The organism is Sorangium sp. So ce1014 (genome assembly GCF_051521505.1).
Lineage (GTDB): Bacteria > Myxococcota_A > Polyangia > Polyangiales > Polyangiaceae > Sorangium.
Map to the genome: position 1 here is coordinate 8,965,115 of NZ_CP150356.1, position 21,917 is coordinate 8,987,031.

General features: G+C 72.3%; 15 protein-coding genes and 1 pseudogene. 11 read left to right on the forward strand and 5 right to left on the reverse strand.

Translation table 11 applies throughout. The annotated features are described in order from the left end of the window. Positions 1-53: 53 nt before the first annotated feature. The gene (locus WME75_RS33990; RefSeq protein WP_437479552.1) at positions 54-263 is read right to left on the reverse strand and encodes a Sec-independent protein translocase subunit TatA/TatB; all 210 of its coding nucleotides are present in this window, start codon (positions 261-263) and stop codon (positions 54-56) included. A 351-nt stretch (positions 264-614) separates the two neighbouring features. On the opposite strand from WME75_RS33990, the gene WME75_RS33995 reads away from it, so the two are divergent. The 4 genes and pseudogenes from WME75_RS33995 to WME75_RS34010 all read left to right on the forward strand — a co-directional run. Then, positions 615-1,259: a hypothetical protein gene (locus WME75_RS33995; protein WP_437479555.1), complete on the forward strand. Its 645-nt coding sequence runs from the start codon at positions 615-617 to the stop codon at positions 1,257-1,259. Between the two features lie 101 nt (positions 1,260-1,360). Further along, positions 1,361-1,975 carry a DUF2760 domain-containing protein gene (locus WME75_RS34000; protein WP_437479558.1) on the forward strand — a complete coding sequence of 205 codons (615 nt, stop codon included), beginning with the start codon at positions 1,361-1,363 and terminating at the stop codon, positions 1,973-1,975. After that, the gene (locus tag WME75_RS34005) at positions 1,972-3,849 is read left to right on the forward strand and encodes an Hsp70 family protein (RefSeq protein WP_437479561.1); all 1,878 of its coding nucleotides are present in this window, start codon (positions 1,972-1,974) and stop codon (positions 3,847-3,849) included. The genes WME75_RS34000 and WME75_RS34005 overlap by 4 nt, the downstream gene beginning before the upstream one ends. A gap of 155 nt (positions 3,850-4,004) precedes the next feature. Then, positions 4,005-4,226 (forward strand): annotated as a pseudogene (locus WME75_RS34010) (transglutaminase N-terminal domain-containing protein); the annotation flags it as partial. A 122-nt stretch (positions 4,227-4,348) separates the two neighbouring features. Here WME75_RS34010 and WME75_RS34015 read toward each other — a convergent pair. Beyond that, on the reverse strand, positions 4,349-4,837 hold the full coding sequence (locus WME75_RS34015) for a hypothetical protein (RefSeq protein WP_437479564.1): 489 nt from the start codon (positions 4,835-4,837) through the stop codon (positions 4,349-4,351). Between the two features lie 676 nt (positions 4,838-5,513). On the opposite strand from WME75_RS34015, the gene WME75_RS34020 reads away from it, so the two are divergent. Next, positions 5,514-6,932 (forward strand): amidohydrolase family protein, encoded by a 1,419-nt coding sequence (locus WME75_RS34020; protein WP_437479567.1) that lies wholly within the window; start codon positions 5,514-5,516, stop codon positions 6,930-6,932. Positions 6,933-6,938: 6 nt separating this feature from the next. On the opposite strand, the gene WME75_RS34025 is transcribed toward WME75_RS34020, so the two are convergent. Next, positions 6,939-9,380, reverse strand: coding sequence for a GH36-type glycosyl hydrolase domain-containing protein (locus WME75_RS34025; protein ID WP_437479570.1), 2,442 nt, complete (start codon positions 9,378-9,380; stop codon positions 6,939-6,941). 436 nt (positions 9,381-9,816) lie between these two features. Next, entirely contained in the window at positions 9,817-10,326 is a 510-nt protein-coding gene (locus WME75_RS34030) for an OmpA family protein (RefSeq protein WP_437479573.1), read from the reverse strand. Positions 10,327-10,459: 133 nt separating this feature from the next. Here WME75_RS34030 and WME75_RS34035 point away from each other — a divergent pair, with 133 nt between their 5' ends. Then, positions 10,460-13,321 (forward strand): Hsp70 family protein, encoded by a 2,862-nt coding sequence (locus tag WME75_RS34035; RefSeq protein WP_437479576.1) that lies wholly within the window; start codon positions 10,460-10,462, stop codon positions 13,319-13,321. Between the two features lie 226 nt (positions 13,322-13,547). On the opposite strand, the gene WME75_RS34040 is transcribed toward WME75_RS34035, so the two are convergent. Then, on the reverse strand, positions 13,548-14,462 hold the full coding sequence (locus tag WME75_RS34040) for a hypothetical protein (protein WP_437479578.1): 915 nt from the start codon (positions 14,460-14,462) through the stop codon (positions 13,548-13,550). A gap of 417 nt (positions 14,463-14,879) precedes the next feature. Here WME75_RS34040 and WME75_RS34045 point away from each other — a divergent pair, with 417 nt between their 5' ends. From WME75_RS34045 to rraA, 5 genes are all read left to right on the forward strand, one after another. After that, positions 14,880-17,918: a beta-propeller domain-containing protein gene (locus WME75_RS34045; RefSeq protein WP_437479580.1), complete on the forward strand. Its 3,039-nt coding sequence runs from the start codon at positions 14,880-14,882 to the stop codon at positions 17,916-17,918. A gap of 145 nt (positions 17,919-18,063) precedes the next feature. Next, positions 18,064-18,582 (forward strand): hypothetical protein, encoded by a 519-nt coding sequence (locus WME75_RS34050; protein WP_437479582.1) that lies wholly within the window; start codon positions 18,064-18,066, stop codon positions 18,580-18,582. A 216-nt stretch (positions 18,583-18,798) separates the two neighbouring features. Further along, complete coding sequence (gene grxD / locus WME75_RS34055) at positions 18,799-19,725, forward strand: Grx4 family monothiol glutaredoxin (RefSeq protein ID WP_437479585.1); 927 nt, start codon at positions 18,799-18,801, stop codon at positions 19,723-19,725. Positions 19,726-19,855: 130 nt separating this feature from the next. Then, positions 19,856-21,220 carry a sigma 54-interacting transcriptional regulator gene (locus WME75_RS34060; RefSeq protein WP_437479587.1) on the forward strand — a complete coding sequence of 455 codons (1,365 nt, stop codon included), beginning with the start codon at positions 19,856-19,858 and terminating at the stop codon, positions 21,218-21,220. After that, complete coding sequence (gene rraA / locus WME75_RS34065; RefSeq protein WP_437479589.1) at positions 21,217-21,708, forward strand: ribonuclease E activity regulator RraA; 492 nt, start codon at positions 21,217-21,219, stop codon at positions 21,706-21,708. Before WME75_RS34060 ends, rraA begins: the two co-directional genes overlap by 4 nt. Positions 21,709-21,917: the final 209 nt, after the last annotated feature.

Here is a 21,917-nt window from a genome sequence, read left to right on the forward strand (position 1 = left end):
GACACCCGACATCGACCCGTGCTGGCCTCGAGCACCGCGATCCGGTGCGGGCGCTACACGGGCTTCTGTGTGTCCTCTTCCTTCGTTTCGGGCTTCGCGGGGAGCTGCTTGGGCTCCTCGTCGTCGTCGTCGCGGATCCCCTTCTTGAAGTTCCGGATGCCCTCGCCGATCCCCTTGCCGATGTCAGCGATCCTGCCCGCGCCGAAGAGGAGCAAGGCAACCCCGATGAGAAGGGCGATTTCCAGCGGTCCGATGCGGCCCATAGAGGTCTTCCTTCGAAGGATGCCGCGCGCGCGGCGGCAGGCGGCGGACCACGGCCCGACGCCGGTGGACCCATACCACCCATCCTCCGCACGGGCAATGCAGCGGTTCGGAGCCTTGAAACCCGTGCTAGGCTCGCCCAACCGGCTTCGCTGGAGGAGAGAGGACGTGCGTGCGCACCCGCTCGCTCCGCCAGCGGTTCACAAATCGAGAACGGCTCGACGGCCCAGGTGGGGCCGCCGGCCGGCCGGACCGGACGCCTGCACGACGCGCGGCCGGCGGCGGTCCAGAGCGAGAGCCCTCGCGGGCTCCGCGACCATCGACACGGGGAAAACACGATGCCGATCAACCGCATGAATCGAAAGGCAGCGCATTGTCTGGCAGGAGCGTCGGTGGCGGCGGCGGTGCTCGCCGGCGCTCCCGGGCGCGCGAGCGCCCAGGAGACGAGCGACAGGGTGAGCGTCGACGGCAAGGGGATCGTCGGCGGCGCGCTGCTCGGCGGCGAGGTCGTGATGCTGACCATGGGGGCCATCGGGGTCGAGCGCGCCTGGCCGTACCTCGTCTTCGGCGGGCTCGGCGCGGTGGGGGGCGGCGTCGCCGGCTACTTCATCGAGGCCTCGGAGCCGCCCGCGGAGGTGCCGCTCTACATGCTCGCCGGCGGCATGGCGCTGGTCATCCCGACCCTCGTCGTTACCCTGAACGCCACCGCGTACAAGCCCCCGGAGACCGACCAGAGCGAGCCGATCCGCAACGAGCCGGCCGCCGAACCTCCCCAGCCGGGCGTCAACGTCCAGATCACGACGGACGCAGCGCCGGTCCTGCGGGGCCTCCGCCGGGAAGAGCCCCGGCTCGGCCTCGTCGACATCACGCCGCGCCGGGTCGCGCTCGGCATGCCGGCGCTCTCGCTGAAGCCGCTGTACTCGCAGGACGAAATGTTCAAATTCGGCGTGGCGCAGGGGCACGAGCTCCGCGTTCCCGTCCTCCGGGCGTCCTTCTGACCGGGGCGGCGTTGGCCTGGACGGCGGCGCCGGGCTTCCGCTCCCCTGCCCGGCGCGCCGGTCTCTGTGCCGATCGCGACGCCCGGCGTTAGGCTCTCGCCGTGGCCGATCTCCACGATCCCCCGCTCCCCTGGTCCACGCGGCTCTGGTTCGCCTTCGCATGCTTCTTCCGCGTGCTGTTCGATCCTCGGTTCGCCGCGCGGGCCTGGCAGGCGCGCGAGGCGGCCGCCGCCCTGCCGCCAGCTGAGCGGGCCGAGCCGCAGAAGCTCGAGCGAGCTCGAAAGAGCGGCGCGGCGCCCGCGCCCGAAGCCGTGTCGATCGAGCCCGCACCCGCACCCGGCGTGAGCTCGGCGCTCCAGCTGCTCTCGCTGCTCCAGCGCGAAGGGCGGCTTGTCGACTTCCTCGAGCAGGACATCGCCTCCTTCGGCGACGCGGACGTCGGGGTGGCGGCGAGGATGGTCCATGAGGGCTGCCGCAAGGCGCTGCGCAGCCATGCGAAGCTCGCGCCCGTGCGGCGCGAGGAGGAGGGGGCGAAGGTGACGCTGGAGTCCGGCTACAACCCGTCCGAGATCAAGCTCATCGGCAACGTGTCCGGGAGCGCGCCGTACCGAGGGGCGCTGCGCCACCGGGGCTGGCGCGTCGACGAGCTGTCGCTGCCGACGCCGGTCGCCGGCCACGACGCCAGGATCCTCGCCCCCGCGGAGGTCGAGCTGTGAGCGCGCGTTACATCATCGGCATCGATCTCGGCACCACCCACTGCGCGCTCTCCTACGCGCGCCTCCCCGAGGACGGCGCCGACCCGCGGCTCGCGCCGTCGCCCGAGGTGATGGCCGTGCCGCAGCTCGTGGCGCAGGGCGCGCTCGAGCCGCGGCCGCTCCTGCCCTCCTTCATGTACATCCCCCACGAGAGCGAGGGCCTCCAGGCGCTGCCGTGGGACGCCGAGCGGCGCTTCGCGGTCGGCGAGCACGCCCGCGCCCGCGGGGTCGACGCGCCGGCGCGCCTCATCTCCAGCGCGAAGAGCTGGCTGTGCCACCCGGGCATCGACCGGCGCGGGCCGACGCTGCCGATCGGCGCGCCCGAGGACATCGAGAAGATCTCGCCGGTCGAGGCGTCGTGGCGGTACCTCGAGCACCTCACCGAGGCGTGGGACCAAGAGCTCGCGAAGGACGATCCCGAGCTCGCCCTCGCGAAGCAGGAGCTCGTGATCACCGTGCCCGCGTCGTTCGACGCCGCCGCGCGCGAGCTCACCGTCGAGGCGGCGAGCGCCGCGGGGTTCGAGGACCTCACGCTGCTCGAGGAGCCGCAGGCGGCCGTGTACGCCTGGATCGACGCGGCCGGCGAGGCGTGGCGCAAGCACCTCGAGCCGGGCGACGTGCTGCTCGTCGTCGACGTCGGCGGCGGGACCACCGACTTCTCGGCGATCGCCGCGGTCCCGCGCGAGGGCTCGCTCGAGCTCGTCCGCGTGGCGGTCGGCGACCACATCCTGCTCGGCGGCGACAACATGGACCTCGCGCTCGCGCACGTCGTGAAGGCCAAGCTCGCGGCCGAGGGCAAGGAGCTCGACCGCTGGCAGATGGCGTCGCTCACCCACGCGGCGCGCGTCGCGAAGGAGCGGCTGCTCGGCGATCCGTCGATGACCGAGGCGCCGATCGTGATCGCCGGCCGCGGCTCGAAGCTGCTCGGGGCGTCGATCCGGACCGAGCTCACGCGCGACGAGATCACGCGGACGCTCGTGGACGGGTTCTTCCCCGAGGTCCCGTCCTCCGCGCGCCCCGCGACCCGGGCGCGCGCCGGCCTGACGCAGCTCGGCCTGCCGTACGCGCAGGACCCGGCGATCACCCGCCACCTCGCCGCGTTCCTGGGGCGGCAGGCCGGCGCGACATCGAAGCTGGAGGGCTTCGTCCCGAGGGGGGCGGAGGGCGCCGAGGCCGGCCGCGCGCCGCTCCTCCTGCACCCGACGGCGGTGCTCTTCAACGGGGGCGTCATGAAGAGCGCGGCCCTGCGCGAGCGGCTGATCGCGACGCTCGGCGCCTGGCTCGAGGAGGACGGCGCGCCCCGGCCGCGGGTGCTCCCGACCGAGGACCTGGATCTCGCGGTCGCGCGCGGCGCGGCCGCCTACGGCCTGGCGCGGCGCGGCCGGGGGCTCAGGATCCGCGGCGGGACGGCGCGGGCCTACTACGTGGGCATCGAGGGGGCCGTGCCCGCGGTGCCCGGCCTGGAGCCGCCGATCACGGCGCTCTGCCTCGCGCCGTTCGGCATGGAGGAGGGCACCGAGGCGACGCTGCCGCCGCAGGAGTTCGGCGTGGTGGTCGGCGAGCCGGTGCGCTTCCGCTTCTTCAGCTCGTCGGTGCGCCGGGACGACCAGGCCGGGGCCGAGCTCGAGGCCTGGAAGCCCGGCGAGCTCGAGGAGCTCTCCCCGATCGAGGTCACCCTGCCCACCGAGGGCCGCCGCGAGGGCGACATGGTGCCGGTGCAGCTGCGCGCCTCGGTCACCGAGGTGGGGACGCTGCTCCTGGAGGCGATCCCCCGCGAGGCGCAGAAGCCGAACGAGCGCTGGCGGGTCGAGCTGTCGGTGCGCGCCGAGACGTGACGGGCGGCGCGCCGGCGCCGGGAGCGACCCGGAGCCGGCCGAGCCGCGCCCGCCCGGCCGCTGGGCGCCCTATCCTCCCGGCGCACGCGCGCCCGGCGCGCGAACGGGCGAGGACCCAGGCGCCCGGGTCGAGGAGAGCCCACCGAGGACACGACATGACCCGGACGACTCGCAAGCTCCGTGTCGTCCACACGACGAAATATACCTACGATCGCCCGGTCGAGCGCAGCGTGCACAAGCTGCATCTCTGCCCGATGTACGACCGGGGTCAACGCGTGCTCTCGCACGCGCTCACGATCGACACACAGGCGCCCTCGGTGGAGCTCGAGGACATCTTCGGAGACTGGGTCACGTGCTTCGAGATCACCGCCCCGTCGACCGAGCTCAGCGCCGCAACAACGCGGGGCAAGGGAGGCAGGCGCCCAGCCTGCCCCTGCGGCCGCGGCGTGAATCGCCGGAGGTCGGCCGGGCAGAGCCCCGGGACCTCAGCGCGTCGAGATCACTCGCCCCTGTCCGCGAGGCACGCGCCGCCCTCCGTCTCGCACGCGCCGCCAACGGCGGCCGCCGTTTGCCCGCACAGGGTGCACGCCTCGTTCGGCTCCACGTCCGTTGTCGGGTCGCACGAGTCATAGCAGGCATCCCCCTCGGCTGCGCCACACGCCTCGCAGAGACACGCCGTGACGGCTTCGTACATTTCCTTCGAGGAGGCGCACAGATCGTCCGGGTCGGCCCCAAGGAGCAGGGGCGCCGAGCAGGGCACGCACGCCGCGCCGCTGCCGCCCTCGCCAGCGCCACCCTCGCCGGCGCCACCCTCGCCGCTGCCGCCCTCGCCGGCTCCACCCTCGCCGCCGTCACCGCCCGTGCCGGTCGTGCCGGTCGTCCCGGTCGTCCCGGACGTGCTGCTCGCGGTGGTCCCCCCGCCCGACCCCGCGTCACCGTCGTCCCCACACCCCGCGGAGAACGCGGTCGCGCCCAGGATGAGAGCCACCGAGCCAACGCTAACAAGATTAATTTTACGCATGATGTCCTCCAGCGCGCTTGAATGAGCGCAAGTCTTCGAGAATCGCTTCGTCAGCCGGTCCCAACGGGACCTGCCGGTCGCGGCATATCCCGCGCGCCAGCGGTGGCACACTACTCCACCCCGGCTGTGACGCTCAACTATCTTCGATGCGGCGCACAGAACCGACTGCCCGCGCTCCGCCCGGTCCAGGCGAGCAAAACACCATGGCATGAGCTCCTCGGACCAGCCCGGCAGCGCCGGAACGGCTCGGGAATCGCCTGACTCCTGCGCCGCGCCGTACAGCGCCGTAGTCGCCGTCGCGGGGCGCCGCGCGACGGAGCCCGGACAGGCCATCGGCACGCACGGCGGTGCCCGCAGCGTCGGCGCGTCTCGATGCATCGAGCGAATCTGGAGATGGAGGCGGACATCGACGGGAGCGCGCCTTCGACTTGAAGGTGGAAGTTGGAAAGCGCTCGCGATAGCGGCCCTGCGGCCCGGACATGCTATGATCAGAGGTGCGACGCCAGAGGCGCGCACGACCGCGGAATCGGGCCTCGCCCTGCGACCGCGCGCGCTGGGCGAGAGCGACACGGCCCCACGCGGGTCGCGGGGCGCCGGCGACGCGCGTGGCTCGTCGCGCGTCTGGGGACACGGGGAGGGCACGATGAGCTATCGGTTGCGCGTGTGTCTATTGGCGACGCTCGCAGGCCTGTGCGCCTGCGCGAGCACGCCCCTGCAGTGGCCCTCGCCGGAAGGGCAGCCGAAGCCCCCGCCCGCGCGGGAGATCAACCCGCTCCCGCGGCCGGACGCCGCGCATTCCGTGGCGATCGTCGGGGCGACGCTCGTGGACGGCCGTGGAGGGCCGCCCGTGCGGGACGCCGTCGTCGTGGTCCGCGGCGATCGCATCGTGGCCGCGGGCGCGCGCGGCGCAACGGACGTCCCGGCCGGCGCGGAGATCGTCCGTGGCGCGGGGCTCTGGGTCCTGCCCGGCCTCATCGACGCGCATTTCCACATCGACGGCGACGACGGGCTGCCCGGCCTCTTCCTCCAGCGCGGCGTCACCTCGCTGCGCGAGCCGGGGAACTGGATCGAGGCGTACGACGCCGCGCGCCGGCTCGGCCCGGTGCCGCGGCTCTTCCTGACGGGGCCGATGCTCGACGGGCCGTACCCCGCCTATCCGCAGAGCGCGATGCTGGTGCGCGACGCGGCCGAGGCGCGCTGGGCCGTCGAGCAGCTGGTCGAGCGCGGGGCGTCGGGGATCAAGGTCTATTTCCGCTTGTCGCTCGGGCTCGTCGAGGCGGTCGCGCAGGCCGCGCGCGCGCGCGGCGTGGTGGCCGTCGCGCACCTGGAGACGGTGGACGCCGCCGCGGCGATCCGCGCCGGGCTCGACGGCATCGAGCACATCACCTCGCTGGGCACGGCGCTCGTGCCGCCGCGCGAGGCGGAGCGCTACCGACAGTCGGTGATCGCCGACAACGCGGCGCGCTTTCAGGGCCGCTACGAGGTCTTTCGCGGCATCTCCCTCGAAGCGACCCGGACCGCCCAGCTGCTCCGGCTGCTCGCCGCGCGCGGCACCTTCGTCACCCCCACCCTCGCCATCTTCGAGCGCCGCGCCGGCGACGAGGGCGCGACGGACGCCCAGGTGCGCGGCTTCGACAACATGATGAAGCTCGCCGGCGCGGCGCGCCGCGCCGGCGTGCGGGTGGTCGTCGGCTCCCACGGCACGGTGCCGGGCGCCGAGCGTGGATGGGCCTACCAGCGCGAGATGGAGCTGCTCGTCGAGAGCGGCCTCTCGCCCATGGAGGTCCTCGTCGCCGGCACGCTGGAGAACGCCAGGTTCTTCCGCGCCGACGACCGGCTCGGCAGCGTCGAGCCGGGCAAGCTCGCCGACCTCGTCCTTGTCGAGGGCGACCCGCTGGCGGACATCCGCGCGATGCGCCGCGTGAAGCGGGTCATGTTGAACGGGAGGTGGGTCGCCCTGCCTCAGGGCGATCAGGCCCTGTCGGACGAGCCTTTGCGACGCGCTGTTGCGACGAGCCTTGCGTGGATCGCGCCGCGGCCAGCGCGCGGCGCGCTCCGGTGAGGCCCTTCAGCCCATCTCGACTTCGACGCGCACCGTCTTGCCGGCCTGGGCCAGGGGGATCACGTTGCCCGCGACGGTCTTGCCGTCCACGGTGAGCTTCTTCACGCCCTTGCACACCCCCGAGTTCTTGACGCTGATCTCGTAGGTGGCGCCGCGGAAGCGGCGGGAGATGGAGAAGCTCTTCCAGGCCTTGGGCACGCAGGGATCGAGCTTCAGGCCGTCGTACTGGGGCTGCACGCCCAGGATCCCCTGGCTGACGGACACGAAGGTCCAGGCCGCGGTGCCGGTGAGCCAGGCATTCTTCGCTTCACCGAAGACCGGGGCGTCCTTGCCCGCGATCATCTGCGCATAGACGTAGGGCTCGGCCCGGTAGGTCTCGATCTGGCTCTCCTTGGCCGAGGGGCAGATGGAGAGATAGTACTCCAGCGCGCGCTCCCCTTCGCCCAGCAGACACCAGCCCAGGTGGATCCAGGTGTTGTTGTGGCAGAAGATGCCGGCGTTCTCCTTCACGCCCGGCGGGTACGAGGTGACCTCCCCGAGCTCGAGGTGGTAGGTCGAGTACGCGGGCTGCTGCAGCACGATGCCGTTCTTCGTGTAGAGGTGCTTGTGCACGCTCTCCAGCGCCTGCCTGGCGCGGCCGTTGTCCGCGCCGGCGCCGCCCAGCACGCACCAGCCCTGGCTCTCGATGAAGATCTTGCCCTCGTCGTTCTCGTGGGTCCCGACCGGCCGGCTCTCGGCGTCATAGGCGCGGCGGTACCACTCGCCGTCCCAGGCCTCCTTCTCGACAACGGCCAGCATCTCCGCGTACTGCCCGCGCATGCGCTCCGCGTCGGGCTTCTGGCCCATCCAGTCGTACAGGGCGGCCATCTCGCGGCTGGCGTAGAGGAAGAGGCCGGCGATCATCACGGACTCGGCCTTCGAGTCCTTCACGTCGCCCGCGGTCTGGAAGCTCTCGTTGGGCTCGGTGCTGAAACAGTTCAGGTTGAGGCAGTCGTTCCAGTCCGCGTGGCCGATCAGCGGCAGGCCGTGCGGGCCGCGCTTCTTCATCGTGTACGCGATGGACGTCTCCAGGTGGTGCAGGAGGTCCTCCTTGGAGCCCTGCTTGTCGGCGTAGCCCACAGCCTCCTTGAGGATGGCCCTGTCGCCGGTCTCCTTGATGTACGCGCACGTGGAGAGGATGAGCCACAGGTGATCGTCGTAGAAGTCGCCGCCGATGTCGGCGTTCCCCTTCTTCGTCAGCGGCTGGTACTGGTGGTAGCAGGTGCCGTCGCTGAGCTGGGTGGCGGCGATGTCGAGGATGCGCTGGCGGGCGCGCTCGGGGATGAGGTGCACGAAGCCCAGGAGATCCTGGTTCGAGTCGCGGAAGCCCATGCCCCGGCCGATGCCGGTCTCGTACATGCTGGCCGACCGAGAGAGGTTGAAGGTCGCCATGCACTGGTACTGATTCCAGGTGTTGAGCATGCGCCGCGCGTGCTCGTCCGGGCAGTCGGCCTGGAAGTTCGAGAGCAGCCCGGCCCAGTCGTCCTTCAGCTGAGCGTACGCCCCGTCCACGGCGCCGGGCGCCGAGTACTTGGCCAGGATCTCCTTGCCCTTTTGCTTGTTCATGACGAAGGGCGCCTTGAACTTGGGCAGGTCCCCCTGGTCCACGTACGAGAGCACGAAGCTCAGGGTCTCGCTCGCGCCGGGCGCGAGCGAGAGGCTCACCTGGTGGCTGCCGATCGGGTTCCAGCCGAACGCCTTGGAGTTCGTGGCCTTGCCCCCGGCCGGCACCTGGGCCTCGTGGAGGCCGTGGTGGACGCTGCCGCAGAAGGCGTCGCGGCTCGTGTCGAACCCGTCGACGGCCCGCGTGCAGCCGAAGAGCGTGTAATGGGAGCGGCGCTCGCGGAGCTCGGTCTTGTGGTAGATGGCGCTCCCCTCGATCTCCACCTCGCCGATGGAGTAGGTGCGCTGGTAGTTCGTCATGTCATTGAGCGCCTCGAAGAAGCAGAACTCCTGGAAGGAGAAGAGCTGGATATCCTTCTTCGCGCCGCTCTTGTTCGTGACCCGGGTGCGCCAGATCTCGACGTTCTCGCCGGGGACGATGAAGAAGAGCACCTCCACCTCGACGCCGTTCTTCTCGCCCGTGATCTTCGTGTATCCCAGGCCGTGGCGGCACTCGTAGCGATCGAGGGCCGTCTTGACCGGCTTCCACATGGGGTTCCACACGACCCCGCCGTCGTTCACGTAGAGGTAGCGCCCGCCGACGTCCATGGGCACGTTGTTGTAACGATACCGGGTGAGCCGGCGCAGCTTGGCGTCCTTCCAGAACGTGTAGCCGCCCGCCGTGTTGGTGCAGAGGCCGAACATCTCGTCCGAACCCAGGTAGTTGAGCCAGGGCAGCGGCGTGTCGGGCCGGGTGATCACGTACTCGCGGCTCTCGTCGTCGAAGTGGCCGTACTGATTGCTCATGGACGCGCGGTCTCCGTGGATTCGGTGGAGTCGAAAGCTGGGTCGAAAGCGGAGGGCTTCTTCCCCATCAGCGACAAAAAAGAACCCGGCGGCAGAGCTGCCCCGGGTCGGTGCCGATGAGTGTTGGGCTTGGGGCCTCCGAGCAAGCTCAGAGGGCCGCCACTCTAGATCCCGGCGCCTCCGGTTGTCAACGGGGCCTGCGGCCGCGTCCGGCGGCGGTTTTCCTGGGGGAATACGGCGCTCCGGAGGCATTCCACCGCACCGCCGGTGTGCGGCAGACAACCCAGAATTGCGACGCGGGGAGAATTTTGCATAGCGCTTCTCCGCGGGTGGGGTGCGCGCCACACACTACAATGATTTGTTCGGACCGGCACGTCGCGCTCAGCGCGCGTATTCCCGTGATGGATTGACCACGATCGCGCGACATGCCCCGAGGTCACTTCGTCTTGATACGGAACTCCACGCGTCGGTTCATGGCGCGGCAGCCCTCGTCGTTCGTGAAGCAGATGGCCGCGGCGGCGCCGTACCCCGGCGCCGTCATCGGCGTCGTGACGCCGCGCTGGACGAGGTAGCGGACCACGGCGTTCGCGCGGCGCTCGGACAGCTTGATGTTGTGCTCCACCGTCCCCTGGTTGTCCGTGTGCCCCTCGACCGTCAGCGCGGTGATCTCCGGGTGCGTCCTCAGGATGTGCGCCACCGCGTCGAGGACCGAGAACGACTCGGGCCGGATCTCGTCCTTGTCGAGGTCGTAGAAGATCGGCCGGGCGATCTTGATGCGATCCCCCTCGATGACCGCCTCGGCAGGCGCCGCCGGCTGGACGGGCGCCGGCGGAGGCGGCGGAGGCGGCGTGGCGCTCGCCGCCAGCGACATCTCGGCATTCGCCGACCCGCACCCCGCCGCAAGGACGCCCATGACCACAAGCCAGATCGCTCGGTTCGCTCGCATTTCGCGCCTCTAGCACGGGGCATCGCCCGGAAGAAGCGCCGGCGGCGGCCCGCCGCGGGTGCGAGCCGACGCGGCCGCGCGCTGGACCTGCGGAAGGCGCGGCGACGATCCAGTATCGTTGCTGCGCGCACGCATGTCCGCCCCCGCGAACCACCCGAGCCTGATCGTCGGAATCGACCTCGGCACCACCCACACCGTCGTGGCATGGGCCGAACGCGACGCCGGGCCGGGCGGGATCCGCGTCTTCTCCATCCCGCAGCTGGTGACCGCCACCGAGGTCGAGGCGCGCCCGCTGCTGCCCTCCCTGCTCTACGCGCCCCTCCCCGGCGAGGCGCCGGCCGACCCGTTCGGCGACGCGCCCTTCGCGATCGGCGAGCACGCGCGCCGGCGCGGCGGCGAGGTCCCCGGCCGGCTCATCGCCTCGGCGAAGAGCTGGCTCTGCCACCCCACCGTCGACCGCACCGCGCCCATCCTGCCGTGGGGCGCGCCCGAGGACGCGGCCTCCCTGCCGCGCGTCTCGCCGCTCGACGCGAGCGCCCGGCTGCTCGCCCACGTGCGGCGCACCTGGGACGACGCCTTCCCGGATCGCCCGCTCGCGGCGCAGGAGGTCGTGCTCACGGTGCCGGCCTCGTTCGATCAGGTCGCGCGCGAGCTCACCGTCGAGGCGGCCCGCAGCGCCGGCCTCTCGGCGCGGCTCCTCGAGGAGCCGCAGGCCGCCTTCTACGACTTCATGCGGCTCGCAGGCACGGAGGGCCTCGACGCGCTGCTCGCCCGCTCGGGCGGCGACGCGACGGTCCTCGTCTGCGACGTCGGCGGCGGCACCACCGATCTGTCGCTCATCCGGGTCGCTCGCGCCGCCGAGGGCCGCCCGGCCGAGGTCTCGCGCGTCGCCGTCGGCCACCACCTCTTGCTCGGCGGCGACAACATGGACCTCGCGCTCGCCCACCTCTGCGAGCCGCGCCTCGTCGGCGGCACGGGGGAGAAGCTCGATCCGGCGCGCTTCGGGCAGCTCGTGCTCGCCTGCCGCGCCGCCAAGGAGCGCCTGCTCGACGGCGGCGCCTCGGCCGGCGGCGGCGCCTCGGCCGGCAGCCGCGACGCGCCCGCCCCGCCGGACGAGGCGCCGGTCACCGTGCTCTCGCACGGGGCGCGGCTCGTGGGCGGGGCGCTGACGACGCGCCTCCGCCGCGAGGAGGTCGAGGGGATCGTGCTCGACGGCTTCTTCCCGGAGGCGCCGCGCGACGCCCGGCCGCAGCGCGGGCGGAGCGGGCTCGTCGCGTTCGGCCTGCCCTACGAGCGGGACGCGGCGATCACCCGGCACGTGGCCTGGTTCTTCGCGCGCCACGCCCCCGAGGCGCGGGGGCCGACCGCGCTGCTCCTGAACGGCGGCGTCTTCCGCGCGCGCCGCGTCGCGGAGCGCCTCGCGCAGGTCATCGAGCGCTGGGGCGGCCCGCGGCTCGACGTGCTCCCGCACGCCGACCCCGACCTCGCGGTGGCGCGGGGCGCGGTCGCGTACGGCCTCGCGCTCGCGGGCCGCGGCGTGCGCATCGAGGGGGGCGCGGCGCGCGGCTACTACGTCGGCCTGGAGCCGCCCGCCGGCGGGGGGCCGCGGCCCGCGGTCTGCGTGGTGCCGCGCGGCGCGAAGGAGGGCAGCGTGCACGCGGCGGCCGGGCGGACCTTCGCGCTCGCCGTGGGCCGCCCGGTCCGGTTCGACCTGTTCGCGTCGGACGACGCGCGCGCCGATCGCGCGGGCGACCTCGTCCCCCTCGAGGAGGACCGGTTCGAGCCCCTGCCGCCGGTCGCCGTGGCGTTCGACGCGGGGGACGCGGCGCGCGCCGCGGCGGGCAAGCAGGCCGAGGTGCGCGTCCAGATCGAGGGAGAGCTCACCGCGATCGGCACGCTGGATCTCGCCTGCGTCGAGGTGGGCGTCCCGGCGCCGCGCCGCTTCCGGCTGGCGTTCCAGCTGCGCGAGGACGGCCGCGGCGCGCGCGCTGCCGAGGGGGGCGCCCCGGAGCGGGCGCAGGCGAGGCCTCCCACCGCGGCGACGCAGGGCGGGAGGCGCCTCGAGGAGGCGCGGGAGGCGATCGAGCGGGTGTTCGGCAAGGGGCGGCCCGACGTCGCGCCGCGGGAGGTGAAGAACCTCGTCCGCGAGCTGGAGCGCGTCCTCGGCGAGCGCGCCACCTGGACGACCGAGACCGCGCGGGCGCTGTTCGATACCCTCGCGCCGAGCGCGCGCTCGCGGCGGCGCTCGGCCGACCACGAGCGCGTGTTCTGGTCGCTCGCCGGCTACTGCCTGCGCCCGGGCTTCGGCGACGCGGGCGATCCGGCGCGCGTCGCCGCGATCGCGCCGCTCTTCGCCGAGCGGCTCGTGTTCCCGCAGGAGGCGCGCTCCTGGCAGCAGTTCTGGATCGCGTGGCGCCGCATCGCGGGCGGCCTCGACGAGCCGCTGCAGGTCGCGATCCGGGATCTCGCGGATCCGTTCCTGGCCCCGGCCGAACAGCGGCTGAAGAAGCCGAAGGGCGTGAAGCCGGAGGCGCTCGACGATCTGCTCGAGCTCTGCGCGTCGCTCGAGCGCGTGCCCGCCGGGCGGCGGAGCGAGCTCGGCGCCTGGATCCTGGAGCGCACGTGGACCGACCGCGACGCGCGGCTCTGGGCGGCGATCGGCCGCATCGGGGCGCGCGTCCCGGCCTACGCGAGCGTTCACCATGTCGTGTCGCCGGCGGCGGCCGAGCGGTGGCTCGATCACCTGATGCGCGAGAAGTGGCAGGAGCTGCCGTCCGCCGCGCCGGCCGCGGTGCAGCTCGCGCGCAGGACCGGCGACCGGGCGCGCGACGTCTCGGACCGGATCCGCGGCGAGGTGGAGCGGCGGCTCGCCAAGGCGGGCGCGCCCGAGGCGTGGGTGAGGGCGGTGCGCGAGGTCGTGGCCGTCGAGGAGGCCGAGCGCGCGGCGTTCTTCGGAGAGGGGCTGCCGGTGGGTCTGCGGCTCGTGAGCGAGTAGGGCTCCTGTTCAGACCGAATTCGCTCAACGAGCCGACGATACGCTGCATGATGGGCAACAGCGAAGAAGGCCTTGCAACAGGTGGATTGCGCAAACGACCTTCTCGGACGGGCCGCTCGGGCGCGTGGTGGCGACGAATTCAGGGGAGCTCGGTCGAGTCGAAGACGTGGTGCGTCCGAGGTGCACGCATCACCGCTGCTCCGGGTTCAGCGCCCGCTGGCCGGCGTCATGTACCGGAAGCCGCCTCGATGCACGCCTCGAGCTCCGGCGTCGCCCGCCAGCTACACGCGCCCGACTCGCCCCGCTCGCACACGCTGTGCGTCCCGTAACACGCGTACTCGTCGCGCCACTCGCAGGTGCTCGCGACGTCCTCGTCCGCGCAGATCTGCCCGCTGCAGCCGGTCACCACGCACGGGGCAGGGGCAGGCTCGCCGCCCCCGAGGCACGCCTCGAGCTCCGGCGTCGCCCGCCAGCCGCACTCGCCCGACTCGCCCCGCTCGCACGCGCCGTGCTTCGGGTAACACGCGTACTCCTCGCGGAACTCGCAGTCGGTGACCACGTCCTCGTCCGCGCAGACCTGACCGCTGCAGCCGGTCACCACGCACGGGGCAGGCTCGCCGCCCCCGAGGCACGCCTCGAGCTCCGGCGTCGCCCGCCAGCCGCATGCGCCCGACTCGCCCCGCTCGCACACGCCGTGATCGGCGTAACACGCGTACTCCTCGCGCCACTCGCACGTGGTGACCACGTCGTTGTCGGCATCGGCGCAGACCTGACCGCTGCAGCCGGTCACCACGCACGGGGCAGGCTCGCCGCCCCCGAGGCACGCCTCGAGCTCCGGCGTCGGCCGCCAGCCGCACTCGCCCGACTCGCCCCGCTCGCATACGCCGTGCTTCGGGTAGCACGCGTACTCCTCGCGGAACTCGCACGTGGTGGCGACGTCCTCGTCCGCGCAGACCTGACTGCTGCAGCCGGTCACCACGCAGGACCCAGGCGGGCCGCCCGCAGACCCCCCGCCCCCAGGCCCAGATCCGCCGCCCTCGACCGGGCCCTGACAGCCCTTGCCCTTGGCGCCGGTGAGCAGGGGGACGAAGAGAAGAAGCATCGCAACGACGAGCCGATGACGCTTGCTGAACAGATCCATAATCAAGCCTCCTATCAAGTGATCGACCCTGCCACCCGGCAGCCGCTGGCGCCAGGATTAGATGGCCGCATCACCGGACCGGGCCGGCGCGTCCTCGAAGCGTGAACGCGATCTCCCGCCGTGACGAGCCGCGTCCCACAAGGGGCGCGATCCGCCCTCCAGGTCATGAGAGCTCAGCCGGGATCACGGCGCACCGGCGGCGACGAGGCGCACGCTTTGCGGGCGAACCCCAGCCGCGGCTGCCCACGGGGCTGCACACTCTGGCACAGGCCCAACGTGCACCGTCGAAATCCGGGCATTTTTACGGCCTTCTGCCTGGCCTGAGGCTTGCTTGATGCGCCGTGCACGATGACGCGGATAGCGCAACACGCACCGGCGCAGCCATGACGCCCTGTGTCTTCGTGAACGAGGTGAACCATGACCTTCCTGTCTAGAACTTACGCCGGCTGGCTCGTCCTTGTGGCGGCAGCAGCATCGGCCGGACTCGCCGGCTGCAGCAAGGGAGGCGCGACCGGGCCTTTGCCGGAGGACGCTCCGACCGACTTCATCTCTGGCAATCCGAGTGGGAGCAACGACAGCGCGGGCGAGGACGGCGGCAGCGTCGGCTCCGCCGGTAGTACGGGCTCCGGAGAGGGCTCCGGGGCGCCGGACGAAGGAGCGGACGACGACCCGGAGCGCGCGATCACCGAGGCCGACATCATCCAGGTCAAGGACGGCACGCTCTACGCGCTCTCGCAATATGCGGGGCTCAGCGTCATCGACATCTCGCAACGCGACCGGCTGAGCCTGATCGGGCGCTACCGGGCGAGCGGAATGCCCTTCGAGATGTACCTGCGTGACGACATCGTCTACGCGATGTTCTCGTCGTGGACGCAGTACCTCTACGACGCGGACACCGGCGAGTACACCTATGAGGAGTCGAGCCGCATCGAGGCGCTCGACGTCTCCGACCCGTCGAATATCCGGCTGATCGGCTCGTTCGACCTGCCGGGCACCCTCTCGGACTCGCGCATCGTCGGCGACGTGCTCTATGCCGTCACCTTCGAGAACAACTATTGCTGGGGGTGCGGAAGCTCGCCGAACACCACCGTCACCTCCCTGGCCGTCGGCGACCCGGCCGAGATCAGCGTGGTCGACAAGCTGAGCTACAAAGACGACGACCCTTACGGCTACGGGTGGCGCCGCAGCGTGACCGTCACGCAGGACCGCATGTATGTCGCGGGCATCGAGTGGAACGGCGGCGACGACGAGGGACACTCCACCATCCAGGTCATCGATATCTCCGACCCCGGCGGCGACCTCGTCGAGGGCACGAGCGTCGAGGCCGTCGGCCAGATCCAGAGCCGCTGGCAGATGGATGAGCACGAGGGCGTCCTCCGCGTCGTCAGCCAGCCCGGCACGTGGTGGAACAACGCGGCACTTCCAGGCGTCCAGACCTTCACCGTCGCGTCCTCGCAGGAGCTCACGCCCCTCGGCTACACCGAGCTCACCCTGCCCCGGCCCGAGTCGCTGCGCTCCGTCCGCTTCGACGGCGACCGCGCCTACGCCATCACGGCAGAGCAGACCGACCCGCTGTTCACCATCGACCTCAGCGACCCGGCGCACCCCGCCCAGCTCGGCGAGCTCGAGATGCCCGGCTGGGTCTATCACATGGAGCCGCGCGGCAACCGGCTGCTCGCCCTCGGGTTCGACAACGCCTCCGCCGAGGGCTCGCTCCACGTCTCGCTCTTCGACGTCTCGGATCTCACGACCCCGACGATGCTGGAGCGCATCCACTTCGGCGGCTCGTGGGGGAACTTCGCCGAGGACCAGGACCGGATCCACAAGGCCTTCACCCTCCTGGACGACCTCGGCACGATCCTCGTCCCCTACAGCGGCTTCGAGGTCAATGACGACAAGGGCTGCGGCTCGTACCAGAGCGGCATCCAGCTCATCGACTTCACGACCAACACGCTCACGAAGCGCGGCTCCGCCCCCGCGCGCGGCCAGGCGCGGCGCGCCTTCGTCCACGACGAGCGGCTCTTCGCCGTCTCCGATCAGGAGGTCGGGACGTTCAACATCGACGACCGGAGCGCCCCGGTCGAGGTCACCGACCTCAGCCTCGCGACGATCGTCAGCAACGCGGTCACCACCGGCGATCTCGTGGTCCGCATGAGCGCGGACTGGTGGACGAGCGGCCCGCAGCTCGAGGTCGTGTCGGCCGCGGATCCGGCCCGCACCGAGCCGCTCGGGAAGCTCGACCTCGAGGCGCTGACCTCCGCGTCGGACGTCGAGTGCTACGGATCCGGCATCGCCGACGCGCGCCTCTTCGCGCACGGGCAATACGCCTACCTGCTCTGGCCCTCGTACGCGGACTGGACCAAGACGCACCTCGCCGTCATCGATCTCAGGGACCCCGAATCCCCCCGGATCGCGAGCCAGCGCGAGCTGCCGTTCAGCAGCCGCGCGCTCTACTGGTACTGGTACGGGTACTACGGCACCGCCATCCCGACGGGCGACTCCGTGGTGCAGGCAGGGAGCACCCTCGTGCTCCGCGACGCCGACGACGAGTACTACTACGACGACGACGGGGCCCAGGTGCCGGCGCCCGCCAAAGCGAGGCTCGAGGTCCTCGACCTCTCCGACCCGTCGAATCCGGCGCACCGCTCGGTGGCGCTGCCCTCCGGCGCTGGCCACACGGGCCTGCAGATCGACGGCACCACCGTGCTGACCTCGCACTGGGTACCGTTGCCGGAGGACCCCTCCAGGGCGCGCTTCTACCTCGACCGCATCGACGTGTCCGACCCGTCCTCGCCGGTCGTGCGGACGCCGGTCAACGTGCCCGGCTCGCTGCTCGCCTTCGACCGCACGTCCGGCCGCGCGCTCACGATGGATTACCAGACGGTCGAGTTCGAGGCGGCGGACTTCATCGCGTGCTACGCCACCTTCGGGCGGGCCGAGTTCCTGCCGCACAACCAGGAGACCCGGGAGGGCCGCGGCCTCTGCCGAGGCACGAGCCACACGCTCAAGCTCGTCGACGTCGGCGCCGAGACAGCGCGCCTCCGCGACGAGAGCCCGCTGGACGACAACCGGGCGATCTCGCAGGTGTTCGTGGGCGATGACCGCGTGTTCCTGTACACTTACGTGATCTACACCACGGGGAGCGACGAGTCCCCGGAGTCCCCGTACGGCATCCTCGTGGCCAGCGGGCTCGAGGAAGGCAGCATCGAGCTCGCGAGGAAGCCGCTCGCGGACTTCAGCGTCGGCTCGCCGCTCCTCGCGGACGGTACGCGCCTCCTCGTCTCCAGCTCCAACCCGCCATCGATCGCCGTCCTCGACGCGTCGGACCTCGACGAACTGACCTTCGAGACGAAGGCCGAGCTCTCCTCGTACGTCTACCGGGTGACGCTCGACGGCGACCGCGCGCTCTGCTCGCTCGGGCACCACGGGCTCGAGGTCGTCGACCTCGGGAACTGACCCGGCGCGCCGCGCCTTCGCCGCCCGCCGCCCGTCACGGGCAGCGCAGCGAAGGCGCCGCCCGACCCCTACCCCCTACCCTCCCGGCAGGCTCCGCCCGCCGCCGGCGCTTGGCGCCGGGGCCCGGCTGCGGCACACAAGGTCCATGGGCAGAGCCGAGCTCGGGCAGCTGATCGATCGCGGAGGGCTCGACGCCTCGAACGGCGCGCGGGGCCGCCTCGCGATCACGGTCCCGGCGGCGTGGGCGAGCGATCGCGCGGACGTCGAGATCACCGTGCCAGCCCTCGTCGCCTGCGCCCGCTGCGACGGCGGCGGCTGCGACAGCTGCGCCCGGAGCGGCGCCCACCGCGCCCCGGCCGAGGTCGCCGCGAGGACGCTGCGGCTCCGGCTGCCCCCGGATCTCACCGGCGGCGTGACGCTCCGCCTGGTGCGCCCCTTCGGCGAGCACGCCCCGCTCGACCAGCTCTTCGTCGAGCTCCGCGAAGGCGACGCGGCGTCGCCTGGCGTGCTCCGCGTCACGCCGCCCCCCTCGGACGCGCTCGCGCGCTCCTCGACGCCGGGCGGCGGGCGCCTGCGCGGGCTCGGCGCGCAGCTCAGCACGCCGGCCGTCCTCGCGACCCTCGCCGCCATCGCGGCGGTCGTGGGGCTCCTGCTCGGCCGCTGAGCGCGCCGGTCGCGGGCGTCCCTGGACGCGCCGCGGATCGCGCGCGTCCTCCGTCGGGCGCGGCCGCGCCGCGGATCGCGCGCCGCCGCCCTCGGCAGACGGGGGCGAGGCCGCCCGCAGGGTCTCGCTGCCGTGCAGGGCTCATGCTAGCGAGAGCCCCGCGGAAGCGCGCGGGAGTCGATCGCGCCGCGACGGCCGCGGACGGAGAGCAAGCACATGAGCCTCAGCGAGCCCATGCGGGCCAAGATCGCCACCATCATCCGCGAGAACGACGTCGTCGTGTTCATGAAGGGGACGCGGACCATGCCTCAGTGCGGCTTCTCCGCCACGGTGGTGAGCATGCTCGACGAGCACCTGCCCGAGTACCGGACGGTGGACGTCCTCTCGGATCCCGCGCTGCGCGACGGCATCAAGGAGTTCTCGAGCTGGCCCACGATCCCGCAGCTCTACATCCGCGGCGAGTTCGTCGGCGGCTGCGACATCGTGAAGGAGCTGCACGCGACAGGGGAGCTGGTGAAGACGCTCGGGCTCGCGCAGGGCGAGCCGCAGGCGCCGCCCTCCATCCGCGTGACCCAGGCGGCGATCACCGCGTTCACGTCCGCGCGGGAGTCCGACGCCGACTTCGTTCACATCGAGATCGACCCCTCGCACACCTACGGCCTCTACTTCGGCCCGCGGCAGGCAGGCGACGTCGAGGTCGAGGCCGGCGGGATGGTGTTCCTGCTCGACCGGGCGAGCGCGCGGCGCGCTGAGGGGCTGTCGATCGACTTCGTCGAGGGCGCCTCCGGCGGCGGCTTCAAGCTGGAGAGCCCGAACGACGCGCCGAAGGTCAAGCAGCTCTCGCCCGCCGCGCTCAAGGCGATGCGCGACGGCGGCGAGGCGCTCGAGCTCTTCGACGTCCGGACCGAGCAGGAGCGCACGATCGCGAAGATCGAGGGGGCTCGCCACCTCGACCAGGAAGGCCAGCAGTACCTGGAGACGCTCGCCAAGGACGCGCGGATCGTCTTCCACTGCCACCACGGCGGGCGCAGCCAGGCGGCCGCCGAGCACTACCTCGCGAGGGGCTTCCGGAACCTCTACAACCTCCAGGGCGGGATCGACGCGTGGTCGCAGGACGTGGACCCCTCGGTGCCGCGGTACTGACCGCCCCCACCCGCGACGCGCTCGCGACGAGGATCGCGCAGGCGTCCCACCGCGACTAGATTTATACAGCTACAACGCAACCTGCTCCGCGGATCCTCCAGGGTTGCCCGGGATCGGGTATGCCTACCGTGTGGGTGCTGACGATCAGTCCACGGTCAGGGCGTCCGACGCAGAGGCGGCGCCCACGGCGGCGGCGACGCCCGGCCTCGTGGTCATCTTCACCCGCGGGCAGCCTGCGTGCGCGCCGATCCCGCTCGGGGACGGCGCGGTCGTGCTCGGTCGCGCGTCTGCGGACGACACGGTGGTCGTCGACGACGAGCAGGTGTCGCGCCGGCACACCCGCGTCGCGCTCTCGGGCCAGGGCCTGCAGATCACCGATCTCGGCAGCAGGAACGGCACCTTCGTCGACGGCGAGCAGGTCGAGGAGCAGGTCTTCCCGTCGCTGCCGCGCTTGCTCCGGATCGGGGGCACGCTGCTGCGCTTCACCGCCGACGTCGCGCCGTTCCAGCGGGGCGGCGTCCTGGAGCACGTGGACGAGGTCGTCGGCCCCACGCTGAGGCAGACCCGCGAGCTGATCGCCCGCGCGGGGACGCGCGGCGAGACGCTGCTGCTCACCGGGCCGAGCGGCTCGGGCAAGGAGCTCGCGGCGCGCGCCTTCCACGCGGCGACGGGGCGCGGCGGCCCCTTCGTCGCCGTGAACTGCGCCGCGATCCCGGAGGGCCTCGCGGAGCGGCTGCTCTTCGGGGCGCGGCGCGGGGCGTACTCGGACGCGAACGCCGACGCGGAGGGCTATGTCCAGGCCGCGCACGGCGGCACGCTGTTCCTCGACGAGATCGGGGAGCTCGATGCGTCGGTGCAGCCCAAGCTGCTCCGCGTCCTCGAGACGCGCGAGGTGCTCGCGCTCGGCGACACGCGCCCGCGCAAGGTGGAGTTCCGGCTCTGCGCGGCCACCCTGAGGGATCTCCAGGCCGAGGTCGCGGCGCGCCGTTTCCGGGAGGACCTCTACTACCGGATCGGCCGGCCCGAGGTGCGGCTCCCCGCGCTGACGGAGCGGCTCGAGGAGCTGCCCTGGCTGATCGCGGCGGAGCTCAGGCGCGACGGCGCGCGGCTCGCGCCGGGCGTCAGCCTCGTGGAGTCGTGCGCGCTGCGCGCGTGGCCGGGCAACGTGCGGGAGCTGCTCCGCGAGGTGCGGCAGGCGGGCCAGTCGGCGCACGCGGCCGGGCGCGCCGTGGTGGCGGCGTCGGACCTCGCGCCGTCCGCGGGCCTCGACATCACGGAGGTCGCGAAGCGCACGCCGGCGCCGGTGGAGCTGCGGCGGATCGCCATCGAGATGGCGCTGCGGCGCGAGCAGGGGAACGTCACGCGCGCGGCCCGCTCGCTCGGGATGCACCGGAACCAGCTGCGCCGATGGCTCGTCCGCCACGGGGTCGACGCGGCGGCCTTCACCGGCACGGGCGCAGGCAAGGGCAGCGGAGCAGCCAAGGAGTCGTCATGAGCTCACACACCACGGTTCGAACCACGGATCTATGCGATGACCACCCGGACGCCGTCGCCGTCGCCGATCCGATCTTCCGGGATTACGGCGGAGCTCGCCTGTTTCACGGGCCCGTCTCGACGGTGAAGGTCCACGAGGACAACGTGCTCGTCCGCAAGGCGTTCGAAGAGCCGGGCCAGGGGCGGGTGCTGGTCGTGGACGGAGGCGGCTCGCTCCGCTGCGCGCTCCTCGGGGACAACATCGCCGCGATCGCGCACCAGAACGGCTGGGCCGGGGTGCTCGTGTACGGCTGCATCCGCGACGCGGAGGAGATCGCCCGCATCCCGATCGGCGTGAAGGCCCTCGCGACGCACCCGCGAAAGAGCCACAAGAAGGGCGCGGGGGACCGCGACGTCGCCGTGACGTTCGCCGGGATCACCTATGTTCCTGGCGGCTTTGTCTATGCCGACCACGACGGGATCGTCTTCGCGCAGAAGGCGCTCGTCTGAGGAGCTCGCAGGCGCGCTCGCGCCTCGACGGGGCAAAAACGCACGTTACCGAGCAATTTCGCCACACCGGAGGAGGGCGCCGCGCGGCGGTTGCTCGCGGGATGGATGGGCTCGGCTCCGGTCTGGACGCGCGGGCGTCGCGCGCCGCGTCGAAGCGCGCTGCCTGGCGCGGCCGATGCATTGGCGCCGGAGCTACCCACACCTCGTAG